14 protein-coding genes are annotated in these 12,973 nt (G+C 60.9%); 6 read left to right on the top strand and 8 right to left on the bottom strand.

Annotated features, from left to right (window positions below; all coding sequences use genetic code 11):
* Positions 1 to 13 precede the first annotated feature (13 nt).
* Positions 14 to 1,336, top strand: coding sequence for a DUF2254 domain-containing protein (locus GRI69_RS03755; protein WP_160726875.1), 1,323 nt, complete (start codon positions 14 to 16; stop codon positions 1,334 to 1,336).
* Here the strand turns inward: GRI69_RS03755 and GRI69_RS03760 are convergent.
* Positions 1,317 to 2,237 (bottom strand): DMT family transporter, encoded by a 921-nt coding sequence (locus tag GRI69_RS03760; RefSeq protein ID WP_160726876.1) that lies wholly within the window; start codon positions 2,235 to 2,237, stop codon positions 1,317 to 1,319. The two genes, GRI69_RS03755 and GRI69_RS03760, sit on opposite strands and share 20 nt — an antisense overlap.
* Positions 2,238 to 2,293: 56 nt before the next feature.
* On the opposite strand from GRI69_RS03760, the gene GRI69_RS03765 reads away from it, so the two are divergent.
* Positions 2,294 to 3,406, top strand: coding sequence for an alkene reductase (locus GRI69_RS03765; RefSeq protein WP_160726877.1), 1,113 nt, complete (start codon positions 2,294 to 2,296; stop codon positions 3,404 to 3,406).
* A 52-nt stretch (positions 3,407 to 3,458) separates the two neighbouring features.
* Here GRI69_RS03765 and GRI69_RS15715 read toward each other — a convergent pair whose 3' ends face one another.
* Together GRI69_RS15715 and lipB are read right to left on the bottom strand one after the other, a co-directional pair.
* Positions 3,459 to 3,770 carry a hypothetical protein gene (locus GRI69_RS15715; protein ID WP_202391797.1) on the bottom strand — a complete coding sequence of 104 codons (312 nt, stop codon included), beginning with the start codon at positions 3,768 to 3,770 and terminating at the stop codon, positions 3,459 to 3,461.
* The gene (gene lipB / locus GRI69_RS03770; protein ID WP_160726878.1) at positions 3,767 to 4,438 is read right to left on the bottom strand and encodes a lipoyl(octanoyl) transferase LipB; all 672 of its coding nucleotides are present in this window, start codon (positions 4,436 to 4,438) and stop codon (positions 3,767 to 3,769) included. The genes GRI69_RS15715 and lipB overlap by 4 nt, the downstream gene beginning before the upstream one ends.
* 60 nt (positions 4,439 to 4,498) lie before the next feature.
* Between lipB and GRI69_RS03775 the strand changes: the two genes are divergently transcribed.
* Positions 4,499 to 5,332, top strand: coding sequence for a DUF7847 domain-containing protein (locus GRI69_RS03775; RefSeq protein WP_160726879.1), 834 nt, complete (start codon positions 4,499 to 4,501; stop codon positions 5,330 to 5,332).
* Here GRI69_RS03775 and GRI69_RS03780 read toward each other — a convergent pair.
* Positions 5,329 to 5,946 (bottom strand): class I SAM-dependent methyltransferase, encoded by a 618-nt coding sequence (locus GRI69_RS03780; protein ID WP_337191022.1) that lies wholly within the window; start codon positions 5,944 to 5,946, stop codon positions 5,329 to 5,331. The two genes, GRI69_RS03775 and GRI69_RS03780, sit on opposite strands and share 4 nt — an antisense overlap.
* 114 nt (positions 5,947 to 6,060) lie before the next feature.
* Here GRI69_RS03780 and GRI69_RS03785 point away from each other — a divergent pair, with 114 nt between their 5' ends.
* The gene (locus GRI69_RS03785) at positions 6,061 to 7,425 is read left to right on the top strand and encodes an MFS transporter (protein ID WP_160726881.1); all 1,365 of its coding nucleotides are present in this window, start codon (positions 6,061 to 6,063) and stop codon (positions 7,423 to 7,425) included.
* Here the strand turns inward: GRI69_RS03785 and GRI69_RS03790 are convergent.
* Both GRI69_RS03790 and GRI69_RS03795 read right to left on the bottom strand, forming a co-directional pair.
* On the bottom strand, positions 7,422 to 7,766 hold the full coding sequence (locus GRI69_RS03790) for an arsenate reductase family protein (RefSeq protein WP_160726882.1): 345 nt from the start codon (positions 7,764 to 7,766) through the stop codon (positions 7,422 to 7,424). The two genes, GRI69_RS03785 and GRI69_RS03790, sit on opposite strands and share 4 nt — an antisense overlap.
* Positions 7,763 to 7,930, bottom strand: coding sequence for a hypothetical protein (locus GRI69_RS03795; RefSeq protein ID WP_160726883.1), 168 nt, complete (start codon positions 7,928 to 7,930; stop codon positions 7,763 to 7,765). The genes GRI69_RS03790 and GRI69_RS03795 overlap by 4 nt, the downstream gene beginning before the upstream one ends.
* Here GRI69_RS03795 and GRI69_RS03800 point away from each other — a divergent pair.
* Positions 7,929 to 10,040 carry a TonB-dependent receptor gene (locus GRI69_RS03800; RefSeq protein ID WP_160726884.1) on the top strand — a complete coding sequence of 704 codons (2,112 nt, stop codon included), beginning with the start codon at positions 7,929 to 7,931 and terminating at the stop codon, positions 10,038 to 10,040. The genes GRI69_RS03795 and GRI69_RS03800 overlap by 2 nt on opposite strands.
* Before the next feature lie 76 nt (positions 10,041 to 10,116).
* Here GRI69_RS03800 and GRI69_RS03805 read toward each other — a convergent pair whose 3' ends face one another.
* A complete protein-coding gene (locus tag GRI69_RS03805; protein WP_160726885.1) occupies positions 10,117 to 10,656 on the bottom strand; it encodes a (2Fe-2S)-binding protein in 540 nt (179 codons plus the stop codon).
* A gap of 41 nt (positions 10,657 to 10,697) precedes the next feature.
* The gene (locus GRI69_RS03810) at positions 10,698 to 11,462 is read right to left on the bottom strand and encodes a class II aldolase/adducin family protein (protein ID WP_160726886.1); all 765 of its coding nucleotides are present in this window, start codon (positions 11,460 to 11,462) and stop codon (positions 10,698 to 10,700) included.
* Between the two features lie 121 nt (positions 11,463 to 11,583).
* Between GRI69_RS03810 and GRI69_RS03815 the strand changes: the two genes are divergently transcribed.
* Positions 11,584 to 12,951 carry an MATE family efflux transporter gene (locus GRI69_RS03815; protein ID WP_160726887.1) on the top strand — a complete coding sequence of 456 codons (1,368 nt, stop codon included), beginning with the start codon at positions 11,584 to 11,586 and terminating at the stop codon, positions 12,949 to 12,951.
* Positions 12,952 to 12,973: the final 22 nt, after the last annotated feature.

Consider the following 12,973-nt stretch of genomic DNA (forward strand, 5'->3'; position numbering starts at 1 on the left):
TGCAGAGCATCGCATGACCGCCCGATTGATGAAGCTGTGGCACGACGTGAACGCGAGCTACTGGTTCCTGCCGGCACTCTTCTCGATCGCGGCGCTTTTGCTGGCAACGCTCACCCTCTGGCTCGATCGCAACGGCTGGGCTGGCTTCCTCAACGGTGTAAGCTGGCTCCAGCCCGCACGGCCCGATGGTGCCATCAACATGCTAACCGTCATCTCCGGCACGATGATCGGAGTGGCCTCTACCGTGTTTTCCATCACCATTGCCGCGGTCGCCTACGCCAGCGGGAATTACGGCCCCCGACTTCTCACCAATTTCATGGAAGACCGCGGCAACCAATTTAGTCTCGCAACCTTCATCGGCACTTTCGTTTACGCGATCACCGTGCTGCGGACAGTCCGGGCAGAGGATGAAGTGCCAGCGAACTTGGAGGATGCAGCCGCCTCTTTCCTGCCGGGGTTTGTACCCCAGTTATCGCTGTTGGTAGCTTTCGCCCTGATGATGCTGTCCGTTGCCGTGCTGGTCTATTTTCTCAACCACATACCTGCATCGATCCGCATCAATACGGTTCTCAAGGGGATCGGGGCACGCCTGCTCGAGGATATCAGGGACCGTTTTCCCGATGAAAACAGGGGCGAAAAGGCGCACTCTGCTCCAGAGGGCACCCCGATCCGCGCTTCCGACACCGGCTATGTGCAGGCCATCGGTTTTTCGCACCTTGAAAGGCTCGCGCAGCGGGAAAACGGGAAGCTGAAACTGGCTGTCCGAACGGGCGACTTTGTCCATCCCGAAGTTCCGCTCGCCTATTGGGCCGACATGGATGTGACCGCAGATTGCCCCGACGACGACGTCCGCAGTGCTTTTACTCTAGGGAGCATGCGCACCCCGAGCCAAGACATGCAGTTCCTCATCGACGAACTTGTCGAAATCGGTCTGCGGGCGCTTTCTCCGGGTATCAACGATCCATTCACGGCCGTGACCGCGGTTCACTGGCTAGGCGCCGCCACCGCAGAACTTGCCCGGCGCAATCTGACGCGAAGCTTCGCCAAGGACGGCGAGGAACCCCATCTCGTCCTCCTCGAAGACGACTTTTCCCATTTCGTGGAGCGCGGATTCGGAGCGATGAGGAGCGGGGTAGCGACCAATCGTATTGCCACGCTGGTCACTTTCGATGCATTAGTGGACGCGGCTTCCACGCTTGATGACGAGGCCCGCCGCGCAGTCCTCAAGGGCGAAGGCAAACTTCTCGCACAGCAGGCTCACGAACATCTGGTCGGACCCGAGCTCAATGCCGTCGCCGCCCGGTACCAGACCTTTCTCAATCGGATCGAACGCTAGCCAGACGCGGGGGCGGTGCGCTCTTTGCCAGCATCAAAGCCGCTGCGACCAGCGCCATTCCCAAGATATCGAGCGGGACCAGTACCTCCCCGAAGACCAGCCAACCGACAGTCGCCGCGAGTGCGGGCTGGGTGAGCAATGCCATGCCGATTATCAGCGGCGGAAAGTTGCGGAGCGAATAAACCAACAGTCCCTGACCGATAATCTGGCTGGACAGAGCGAGGAGCAGCACAGGCGTCCAGCCCTTTTCACCTGGCCAGATCGGCTCTCCGGCAAAGACCGCCATACCGAGCAACAGGGGCGACGCGGCAATGCAGACCAGTAGCAGGACGCTCCATTGCCCCAGCACCGCCCGCGCGCGTTGTGCGGGGAGCAGGTAGAAGGCGTAGCACACCCCGGCGAACAGGCAGAGCAGGTCTCCGACGAATGAAGTCGTGGAAATTTCGAGGCTGCGACCGAGCAGTATCGCCGCACCGACAAGGGCCGCGATCACGCCAGCCGCCTCGCGCCATGAAGGGGCCCGGCGCAGCGCAATCAGGCCCCAGATCATCAGGATCACGCTCCCCGAATTGCCGAACAATACCGAGTTCCCCAGCCGGGTCTGCTCGATGCCGATGTGCCAGCTTGCCAGATCCAGAGCGAAGAACACGCCTGCCATTACCACCAACAGCGCCAGCCGGAGGTCCATAGGACCGGGTGCTCTTCCCCGCCATGCCAGAAGGGCAATAATCGGAATAGGCAGAAGCAGGCGCCAGAACGCTGCGGAAATCGGTCCGGTATCGGTCAACCGAACCAGCCACGGGCCCAGCGCCAAGGCAGCATTACCGGCAAGCAGCGCGACGAAGTGCCACGCGCTGGCCTGAAAGCCATTCTTGTCCGGCTCTGCGCTTGTCTCGCCCATACCCGCCCCCTAGCTCTTGCGTCACACAAGGCCAGCCAAAAAAGGACTACGCCTCCATGCACGAAAAACTTTTCGAACCGCTTACCCTCGGCGCTATCGAGGCGAAGAACCGGATATTCATGGCCCCGCTCACCCGTGGCCGTTCGACCCAGCCGGGATCGATCCCCAACGAGATGATGGCGACCTATTACCGCCAACGCGCCGGCGCTGGCCTGATCATAACCGAAGCCACGGGTATCAGTGTCGAAGGCCTGGGATGGCCGGCAGCGCCCGGCATCTGGAGCGAAGCACAGACCGAAGGCTGGAAACAGGTAACCGAAGCCGTACACGAGGAAGGCGGCAAGATCGTTCTCCAGATGTGGCACATGGGTCGCCTTGTTCACCCGGACTTCCTCGGAGGAAATCCGCCCGTATCGGCCAGCGCCACCAAGGCCCCCGGGCATGCCCATACCTTCGAAGGACGCAAGGATTACGAAGCGGCGCGCGAGCTTTCCAAGGACGAAATCGCCCGAGTGGTGGAGGATTATCGCCATGCTGGCGAGAACGCGAAAAAGGCAGGCTTCGACGGCGTCCAGCTCCACGGGGCGAATGGCTATCTCGTCGACCAGTTCCTGCGCGACAGTACGAACCTGCGCGAAGACGAATATGGGGGAAGCCCCGAGAACCGGACGCGCTTCCTGCGCGAAGTTCTGACTGCGCTGGTCGACGTCTGGGGCGCACAGCGCGTGGGCGTTCGTCTTTCGCCCAATGGCGAAACGCAAGGATGCGACGACAGCGATCCTGCCGCCACTTTCGGCGCAGCCGCCAGGATGATCGAGGATCTCGGCCTCGATCACCTCGAACTGCGCGAGCCGGGGCCCGAAGGGACCTTCGGCTCGACAGATGTGCCCAAGCAGAGCCCGCTGATCCGCTCGATCTACTCTGGCAAGCTCATCCTCAACAGCGATTATACACCTGATCAGGCGGTGGCCGAAATCGAGGCGGGGCGCTGCGATGCGGTAAGCTGGGGCCGCGATTTCATCTCGAATCCCGATCTTCCCGATCGCTTCCGCAATGGCGCCAACCTGCAGCCCAACGTGAACGTGCCGCAGAGCTGGTATCTGCCTGGACCCGAAGGCTACATCGACTATCCCACGCTCGCCGAAACCGGTGAAACCGTCACCGCGTAACATGTTGCGATAGCCGGCCCGGTCCTGAGATCCAGGAATTAACCGGGCCGGCTTATTCGTCCGCTTCGGCTTCCGGTTCGATCGGCTCTGCCTGAGGCGCCGGTTCATCGGTGGGAGGATCAGCGGCCGCAGGTTCGTCGGTGCTGTCGATACCTGAAGGATCCTCACCACCCTCCTTGGCCTCGACCAGCGGCGGCGATTGCGAGCGCACGGTATCGAGCGGCAACATGTCGTCGCTTATCGTTCCGCCCAGCACTTCGCCGCGTGCATCGCGGGCAACGTCTTCCTGCTCGCCGGGGGCGGGATCGTCTCCGCAGGCAGCGAGAACCACGCACAGAGCGGCAAGGGCGGAAAATCGGATCATGGCAGCGAACAGGCCTTTCCTTCGAGCGCGGCGAGGAAATCGCCTGCGCGGTTCTTCAATGCCTCATCGAAAGCCGATGGCGCAAGATCGAGACCGAGCTTTGCGAGGCTCGTGACGTCGAACTCTCCGATTCCGCAGGGGACTATACCAGCGAAATGCGAGAGATCCGGCGCGATATTCACCGAAAAACCGTGCATGGTGATCCAGCGCCGGACCCGCACGCCGATCGCACCGATCTTGGCCTCACGCCCGTCGATATCGCGGGTCCAGATGCCGATACGGCCCTCGCTGCGCCAGCATTCCACCCCCACGTCGTCCAGCGTAGCAATGATCCAGCCTTCAAGCGAATGCACGAAGCAGCGCACATCGCGTCCGCGCGTCTTGAGGTCCAACATCAGGTACCCGATCCGCTGTCCGGGGCCGTGATAAGTATAGCGGCCACCCCGCCCTGCATCCACGACCTCGAAGCGCGGATCGAGCAATTCCGCGCCGTCGGCACTGGTCCCGGCGGTGTAAACAGGGGGATGTTCGAGCAGCCAGATCTGTTCTTTGGCGTCGCCTTCGCTGATCGCAGCGTTGCGCTCTTCCATCGTCACAAGCGCTTCGCGATAGGGAATTTGCGCATTTTCGGCGCGCCATTCGATGTTTTCGGGGAACGGGACAGGCATCGGCGATTGCGTGGCGATTGTGTTCACGCTTATCAAGAGCCAAGATCCGAAGGAGCCACGATGAAATTCGATCTCGACACTGCCTGGAAAGATACAACGCGCCTGTTGCGTGACAATTTCGGTTTGCTGGCTGTCGTTGCCGGGGTGTTCTACTTCATCCCATATGCTGCGGCCCTGCTCTGGATTCCAGGCCTTGCCGAGTTGGCCATAGGCCAGTTCGACCCGTCCTCCGCCGAGATGGAATCCATGGCTAACGAGATGCTGGCCGGTTACTGGTGGGCCCTGGTCCTCTTGGCCATCATACAGGGAACCGGCCTTCTCGCCATGCTCGCGCTATTGAGAAGGAGGGCCAACCCCACTGTCGGACAAGCCATCTCCACAGGGGGCAAATCCGTCCTCTCGTATCTCGCGGCACAGATGCTGCAGGCGATGGTTCTCGCCATCGTGGTTTTCCTGCTGATTGGAATTCCGGTGGCCACGGGCCTGACGCCCCTCGCCGTCATCGGTGGGATCGCAGGCCTAGTTGTCGTCGCCTATGTGCTGACCAAACTCTCGATTGCTGCACCGGTCATTGCAATAGATGGCCAATTCAATCCGGTCGCCGCACTCACCCGCTCATGGCGCCTGACCAAGGGCAATAGCGTGAGATTGTTCTTCTTCTTCTTCCTTCTTCTCATCGCCTACATCGTGATTTCGACCATCGTCTCGATGATCTTCGCACTCCTCTTCGCGATGGGCGGGGCCGAGGTGCAGAGCTTCGGTCAAGCGATCAGCGCAAGCCTGATGAACGCCTTGCTAGCGCTGTTCTTTGCCTGCGTGCTCGCTGCGATCCACACGCAGCTGACACGCCTTCACAGCACGTCAGCCGAGCGGAATTCCGCGAACGGGGACTAAGCCTCCGCGTCCTTCCAGCCCCAGAAAAGCTGGCAGGGAAGAACGTTCAGCGGTTCGAAACCGCTGTCGATACGCTCGAAATGACGTTCCATGAAATCTCGCGCTTTGGCAGAGAACTGGTAGACGAGAAACGCCCCGCCGGGGCGGATTACGCGGTGGGTCGCCGCAGCGATGGCCGGTCCGACGCCGTCCGGAAGCGTGGAGAAGGGCAAGCCCGAAAGCACGTAATCTGCATGCTCGTGCCCATGCGCCCTGACGATTTCCTCCACGTCCGCAGCTGAGCCGTGAACCGCGCTGAAGCGGCTGTCCCGGAAATGTTTCTTGAGATAATCGATATAAAGGGGATTTGTGTCGATGACGATCAGTTGGCCATCGCGCGGCAACCGGTCGAGCACAGCTTGGCAGAAAGTGCCGACACCCGGACCATACTCCACGAAGACCTTGCATTCGTCCCATTTGACCGGGGCAAGCATCTTCCGGATGGTAAAGCGCGATGATGGAATGATGGAGCCGACCATCTTCGGTTCTTCGAGGAAGCCCTTGAAGAATACGCCCCACTGCCCCAACAGCCGCGATGCGCGATCCTTCAGAGTGCGTCGTTCGATCACCCCGATACCCTGTTGTCCGCTCAAGTCATTTACCTTTTGCAACCCGGTAGAAAGTGGGCGGGTTTGGCAGGGAGCATGGAGCATTGCAAGCACGGGACCACAGGCTTAGCGGAGAAACCCATGGCTGAAGCCGATGCCGAGAACGCTCTGACACCGCCGCCATCGCGGCCGAAAAGCATTTCGCGCGAGCGTATGGCGCTGCTGTTCGCGGTGATGCTGACAACGGCGGCCGGAAATACCGCGATGCAATCGGTCATGCCTTCGATAGGGACGGCGCTGGAGATCGATGACGTCTGGATAAGTCTGGCCTACAGTTGGTCCGCCCTTCTTTGGGTGATCTGCGCTCCGCTCTGGGCTGAACGCTCGGACCGGCGCGGCCGGAAGGCGATGATGGCGGTCGGATTGATCGGTTTCATCGCCTCCATGGCCTTATGCGGCCTAGCATTATGGTTCGGCTTGATCGGATTGCTGGGCGGCACGGCAGCGCTAATCGCCTTTGCCGTGGCTCGCAGTCTCTATGGCGGTTTCGGGAGCGCGGCGCCGCCTGCGGTGCAGGCCTATGTAGCCAGCCGCACACCGCGTGCCGAACGCACGCAGGCACTTTCGCTGATTGCATCCAGTTTCGGTTTGGGCACGGTAATCGGGCCCGCGCTAGCGCCTCTGATGGTGCTGCCCTTTGTCGGCCTGACCGGCCCTTTCATAATTTTCGCGCTTATCGGGCTGCTCACGCTCACCGCGTTGCGATTGAGGTTGCCGAATGATGAGCCGCAATTTCCAGCGCGCGGAAGCACTTACGATGCGCCCTACACCAGTGGTTCGACCTCCAGCGAGCGTTCGGAAGAGGTGCCGGAGGACGAGCACGAAGAGGAAGATGAGGTAGAGCCGCACAAGCTGCGTTGGTTCGAGCCACGCCTGAGGCCCTGGGTCACGGTCGGCTTGCTCGGCGGCCATGCACAGGCGATGGTTCTCGGGATCATTGGATTCCTCGTGCTGGACCGGCTTGGCCTGCGCGCAACCCCTGCAGAAGGAACCGGACCGGTCGGGCTGGTGCTGATGTGCGGGGCCATCGCGACCCTGCTCGCACAATGGGGGCTTATTCCGCGGCTGGACCTCGGCCCGAGGGCGGCAACCCTCTCGGGCATCACCGTCGCTGCCGCAGGCGTCGTCTATCTCGGGGTCGCCGACGATCTTCATTCGATCGCGCTGGCCTATGCGATCGCGTCGCTCGGTTTCGGATTATTCCGTCCTGGAAGCACGGCCGGGACATCGCTTGCCGTTACCCGCTCTGAACAGGGCCAAGCTTCCGGAATTACCGCCTCGGTTGCCGGAGCAAGCTTCATTTATGCGCCTGCGCTGGGCGTCTGGCTGTACGGTCACTCGGATTGGCTGGGCTTCGGCCTGATCGCGGCCCTGTGCGTGGCGGTATTTCTTTACGGCTGGAAGGCGCTGCAAAAAGACAGCGCTCTCACCCGTAGCAGCAGCTAGAGGATTTCGAGCACCGCATCCTGCGGACGGCAGAGGCGAACGCCCTTTTCCGTCTCCACAAGCGGGCGCTCGATCAGGATGGGATCGGCCACCATCGCGGCCAGAACTTCGTCGGCGCTCGCATCGGGAAGGCCGCGCTCCTCGGCATCGGTGCCGCGAATCCTGAGTCCTTGGTTGGGACTGATACCTGCATCCCGATAGAGCTGCGCCAGCTTTTCCCGGCTCGGGGGATTCTTTAGGTACTCGATCACATCGACTTCGACCTTCGAGAGATTTTCGAGGATCGCGAGCGTCTTGCGCGAAGTACCGCAATTCGGGTTGTGCCAGATCGTGGCTTTCATTCCTTATCTCCTTTGGCGCAGCGGTAATTGAGCGATCCGATAAGCGAAAGCGCCTCTTCAGATTTTTTCCTCGCTGCTGGAAGATTTAGGGTTGCAAATGCGAATAGCTCGCAATAGCAGGCGCGATAAATCTGATAATCATTCTCAAGAAGAAAGTAGTCCATGAGGTTCTCCCCCACTGTCGCCGCCCTGCTGGCCGGAACTGCATTTGCGACACCTGCCATGGCAAACACCGGGGCAGATGCACAACCTGAGCGTGATTACCTTCCGAGCGACATCGTCGTGAAAGGCGAGCGCGCGGAAGAATATGGATCCGACGATGGGTCGACAGCCACGAAGACGCCCACCCCGCTGATCGACGTTCCACAGTCGGTCGCGTTCATCACCGAAGACCAGCTGGAGGACCAGGCAGTCCATCAATTGAACGATGCGCTGCGCTACGTGCCCGGCATCAGCATGGAATCCGGCGAAGGGCACCGGGACGAAGTTTTCATCCGCGGACAGGAGACTACCGCCGACTTCTACGTCGACGGCTTGCGCGACGACGCCCAGTATTATCGCTCACTCTACAATATCGAGCGCGTCGAAGTACTCAAGGGAGCAAACGCGCTCATCTTCGGTCGGGGCGCCGGTGGCGGCGCGATCAACCGCGTGGCCAAGCGCGCGGAATGGACATCAGCCATCAGCGGCGAAGCGTCAGTCGACAGCTTCGGTGCCTTCGCCCTGCTTGCCGACGTGAATGAGCCTGTTTCCGATACCATCGCGCTGCGCCTCAACGCCACGTACGAGGAGTTCGACAATGATCGTGATTTCTACGAAGGTCGTTTCATCGGTGTCTCACCCACGCTCACCGCTGCGCTCGGTCCGGACACGACCCTTGTCGCCAGCTACACCTATGATGATGACAGCCGCGTAACCGACCGAGGCGCTCCTTCCCTGGGGTCAGAACCGCTCGAAGGGTACGAAAGCACATTCTTCGGCGACCGCGACTTCAATCGAGCCCAGGCGCAGGTCCACATTGGCCGCGTCAGGTTGGAGCACGACTTCAACCGCGGCGTGACTGCCAATGCTACCTTGCAATTCGCCGACTATGACAAGCTCTATGCGAACATCGTCCCCTCGAGCACCGATGGGGAAACCGTGCTCTTAGGCGGCTATGAGGATTCGCAGCAGAGGACCAACTGGATCGGGCAGACAAATTTTGTCTGGGAGGCAGATTTTGGCAGCAACCTCGCCTCGACGCTCTTGATCGGCATGGAAGCCAGCCGTCAGGATTCAGCCAATCAGCGCAGCACCGTGAACTTTACGCGCCCCGATGGAGTCGATGGCCTCCGTTCGAACGAAACGCCGCTGGCGGACGTCCTTTTCATCCCGCCCTTCGGGTTGAATCCGGTGTCGCGCTCGCATCAGAGCGACCTTGAGACCCTGTCGTTCTACATCCAGGAGCAGCTCGAAATCGGCAATTACATTGAGCTGGTGGGAGGGGTTCGCTGGGACCGTTTCGACCTCGAGACCGAGAATTTGCTCGGGGGCGTGGAGACCGACCGTGTCGACGAGAAACTCAGCCCGCGTCTCGGCCTGATCATCAAGCCAACGCCGGATCTGTCCCTTTACGGATCCTACTCCCAGAGCTTTCTTCCGCAGGCAGGCGACCAATTTTTCATATTGTCGCAGGACGATACGCAGTTCGAGCCAGAGAAGTTCACCAATTACGAAATCGGTGCCAAGTGGGCTCCCCTCGACAAGGTACTGGTCAGCGCCGCGATTTTCCGTCTCGCACGGACCAATATTCAGGCCCCGTCTCCGACCGATCAGACACTGACTGTCCTCGCCGGAGAAAGCCGTGCGGAAGGCTTCGAAATCGGCGCAGTCGGTGAGATAGCCGAATTCTGGAAGGCCAATCTCGGCTACACCTATCTCGACGGCGAACTGGTCAATGAAAATGCCTTTGGCGCTGCCGGCCAGCGCCTCCAGCAGTTGCCCCGCCATTCGATCAGCGCATGGAACCGTTTCGATTTCAACGACCGGATTGGTCTTGGTCTCGGCGTAATCCACCAGTCGGAACAGTTTGCGAGTTTCTCTAACGATGTGGTCTTGCCCAGTTACTGGCGCGTCGACGCAGCGGCATTTTACACGGTCAGCGATAAGCTTAGCCTGCAGCTCAACATCGAGAACCTCTTCGATGAGACATACTACCCAAGCGCTCACGGCGACAACAATATCCAGCCCGCCGAGCCGTTCAGCGCGCGGATCGGGGTCCGTCTCGAAATGTAACGCTCGGTGGCAGAAGATGAAAAAGGCGGCCGGCAACGGTCGCCATTCTCGCCCTATCTCACTGGCGCGCCGGGCCTTAATCCGGTGCGCTGAGCGCGGGGACTTCCTGCGCTGCGTCTTCTGCGCTGATACCGGGCGCTGGGGCGGCGCTGATCCGTTCCTGGCGCCGCGCAACCCTCCCCGCCCGCTGGACCGCGCGCACGAGGCGAGGATAGACGCCGCAGCGGCAGATATTGGGGATAGCGGCCTTGATCTCCTCTTCGCTCGCACCCGGATTACGATCGATCAGCGCCGCCGCAGCCATCACGATTCCCGGCGTGCAGAAGCCGCATTGGATCGCCTGCTCTGCCACCATGGCTTGCTGAACTGGATGGGTTCGATCACCCGAAAGCCCCTCGATGGTCGTGACGAAGCGACCTTCCGCCTCGGCGATCGTGACGAGGCAGCTGCGTAGCGCCTCGCCATCGATATGGACCATGCAGGAGCCGCAATCGCCATTGCCGCAGCCGTATTTGGTACCGGTTAGGTTGGCGGCATCGCGCAGCGCCCACAACAGGGGCGTTTCCGGGTCCATCAGGAATTCGACCGGGCGGTCGTTGACCGTCATGCGCGACATGGCGGCGCCTTTGCCTCAATTGCGGGAAAAGTCGAGAGGTCTCAGCTTTTCCAGCTGTCGTCGATCTTGGATACCCGGCGCTTCCAAGCCTCGAAATCGAACAGCCCGGCCCCGCCCTGCGTTTGCATGGTCGACAAATCGCGCTGGTGCACGTCAACCACCTCCTGCTTGACGATATTGGGTTCGCCCTGGCTTAGCGTCGCAACCTGGATTTCGCAGGCGCGTTGCAGGGCCCACATCTTTACGAACATGCCCGGAATAGTCTTGTCCATCACAACCGGACCGTGGTTGCGCAGCATCAGGATCGAATGTTGGCCTAGGTTCTCGACCAGCCGGTCACCTTCCTCGGCACGGACGGTCACGCCTTCGAAATCGTGGTAACCGATTTGCCCCTGGAAGTTGCAGGCATAGAAATTGGTAGGCAGCAAACCATCCTTGTGGCTGCACACCGCCATGGTGGCGGTCGTGTGGACGTGGCAGATGGCCGTTGCCCGCTCGCCCAGGTGCTTGTGAAAATGGGCGTGCTGGGTGAAGCCGGCCTTGTTGACCATATATTGCGACTGGCCGACGTTGTTGCCCTCCACATCGATTTTCACGAGGTTCGAGGCAGTCACTTCATCATACAGCAGGCCGAAAGGGTTGATGAGAAAGGTGTCCTTCTCTCCCGGCACCGCCACTGAGATATGGTTGTAGATGCTTTCGCCCCAGCCGAGATGATCGAATATGCGGTAACATGCGGCAAGATCCTGCCGGACCTTCCATTCGTCTTCGCTGCATTCGAATTTCGGCTTCATCTGCGTCGCCATCGCACTCTCTCCTCAGTCTCTATTTGAAACCTCTATCGCACGGACGGGGCGGCCGGAGCAAGATGCCGGGGGGCAAATCGGCGCTTCCCAACCGCGCCCCGCCCCGCTAGCGCCGTGAGCGATGAGCGAGACGGCAAAACTGACCCGCGGGAGCATACGCGGCCATCTCGTCACTCAGACCCTGCCGATGATCATCGGCGTGGCCGCGATCATGTCGGTCGGGCTGATCGATGCCTATTTCATCGGGCAACTGGGCGCGGCCGAACTCGCTGCGGTCAGTTTCATCTTCCCCATCACGATAGCGCTCTCCAGCCTCGGCGTCGGCGTCATGGTTGGCATCAACTCGGTCATTTCCCGTGCGCTTGGCGAAGGGGATATCGACCGCGCAGAACGCCGCGCCAATTTCGGGGCGGTGTTCGCCCTCGGCATTGGCGTTGTGCTCGGCCTGGTGTTGTTCGCTCTTCTCGGCCCGCTGTTTCGCCTGATGCAGGCAAGCGAAGCGCTGATGCCCCTGATCTTTGAGTACATGCAGCCATTCGCGCTCGGCCTGCCCGTTCTGTTGCTGCAGATGGGCCTGGGCGGCGTGCTGCGAGGTCAGGGCGAGGCACGCCACGTTTCGATGATATCGATAACCTATGCGACGGTAAACTGGGTGCTCGACCCGGTCCTGATCACCGGTGCCTTCGGCTTCGAAGGTTTCGGCGTAGCAGGCGCAGCCTATGCCTCGATTACCGGCTATGCCGTCGCCTGCCTCATCGCGCTGGTCTTCATTGGCAGGACCCCGCTATCCATCAATCCCACAAGCATCCGCGAGTGCAACCTTGGCGCTTCGAGCCGGGCCATCATGCGCGTGGCGGGACCGGCCGCTTTCTCCAATGCCATCAACCCCATCGGCCTCTCCGTGCTGACCGCCCTGCTTGCGAGCCAAGGAGAGGCGGCCGTAGCGGGCTTCGGTGCCGCTGGCCGGCTGCAAAGCTTCGCGGTCGTGCCCTTGCTCGGTTTGTCGGGATCGATCGGCGCTATCATCGGCCAGAACTGGGGGGCAGGACGCGTCGATCGCGCACGCCGCGCAATGGTCTGGGCCGGGGGGTTTTGCATTCTTTACGGTCTCGCAATCGCCGTCATCCTCTTCGCTTTCGGCGACTGGCTTGCGGATTTCTTCACCGACAACCCCGCAGTAATTGACGAATTCTCGCGTTACCTCGCGATATCCGTCTGGGGCTATGCCGGCTTCGGCCTGCTGATAGTGGGAAATGGCGCCCTCAACGCAGTGGATCACGCGCCACTCGCGCTCGCGCAAAGCGCGGCGCGTGTCTTCCTCGTCATGCTGCCCTTCGGCTGGATCTTGCGGGCAAGTTGGGGCGCGGATGCGATTTATGCTGCCGAACTGGTAGCCAATCTCGCGGGCGGTGCGCTGGCCGCTTTCGTCGTCTGGAAGGTGCTCGGCGGGGCGCGAGAAAAGACCCTCGCGCTTCCAACGAAACGTTAACCATCCTCGTGCATAGCGGCTC

The organism is Qipengyuania vulgaris (assembly GCF_009827325.1).
Lineage (GTDB): Bacteria > Pseudomonadota > Alphaproteobacteria > Sphingomonadales > Sphingomonadaceae > Qipengyuania > Qipengyuania vulgaris.

Coding starts and splice junctions, on each gene's coding strand:
- GRI69_RS03755 (WP_160726875.1), top strand. CDS start 14: ATGACCGCCCGATTGATGAAGCTGTGGCACGACGTGAACGCGAGCTAC.
- GRI69_RS03775 (WP_160726879.1), top strand. CDS start 4,499: ATGAAATTCGATCTCGACACTGCCTGGAAAGATACAACGCGCCTGTTG.
- lipB (WP_160726878.1), bottom strand. CDS start 4,438: ATGCCTGTCCCGTTCCCCGAAAACATCGAATGGCGCGCCGAAAATGCG.
- GRI69_RS03810 (WP_160726886.1), bottom strand. CDS start 11,462: ATGGCGACGCAGATGAAGCCGAAATTCGAATGCAGCGAAGACGAATGG.
- GRI69_RS03785 (WP_160726881.1), top strand. CDS start 6,061: ATGGCTGAAGCCGATGCCGAGAACGCTCTGACACCGCCGCCATCGCGG.
- GRI69_RS15715 (WP_202391797.1), bottom strand. CDS start 3,770: ATGATCCGATTTTCCGCCCTTGCCGCTCTGTGCGTGGTTCTCGCTGCC.
- GRI69_RS03815 (WP_160726887.1), top strand. CDS start 11,584: ATGAGCGAGACGGCAAAACTGACCCGCGGGAGCATACGCGGCCATCTC.
- GRI69_RS03790 (WP_160726882.1), bottom strand. CDS start 7,766: ATGAAAGCCACGATCTGGCACAACCCGAATTGCGGTACTTCGCGCAAG.
- GRI69_RS03805 (WP_160726885.1), bottom strand. CDS start 10,656: ATGTCGCGCATGACGGTCAACGACCGCCCGGTCGAATTCCTGATGGAC.
- GRI69_RS03760 (WP_160726876.1), bottom strand. CDS start 2,237: ATGGGCGAGACAAGCGCAGAGCCGGACAAGAATGGCTTTCAGGCCAGC.
- GRI69_RS03795 (WP_160726883.1), bottom strand. CDS start 7,930: ATGGACTACTTTCTTCTTGAGAATGATTATCAGATTTATCGCGCCTGC.
- GRI69_RS03800 (WP_160726884.1), top strand. CDS start 7,929: ATGAGGTTCTCCCCCACTGTCGCCGCCCTGCTGGCCGGAACTGCATTT.
- GRI69_RS03765 (WP_160726877.1), top strand. CDS start 2,294: ATGCACGAAAAACTTTTCGAACCGCTTACCCTCGGCGCTATCGAGGCG.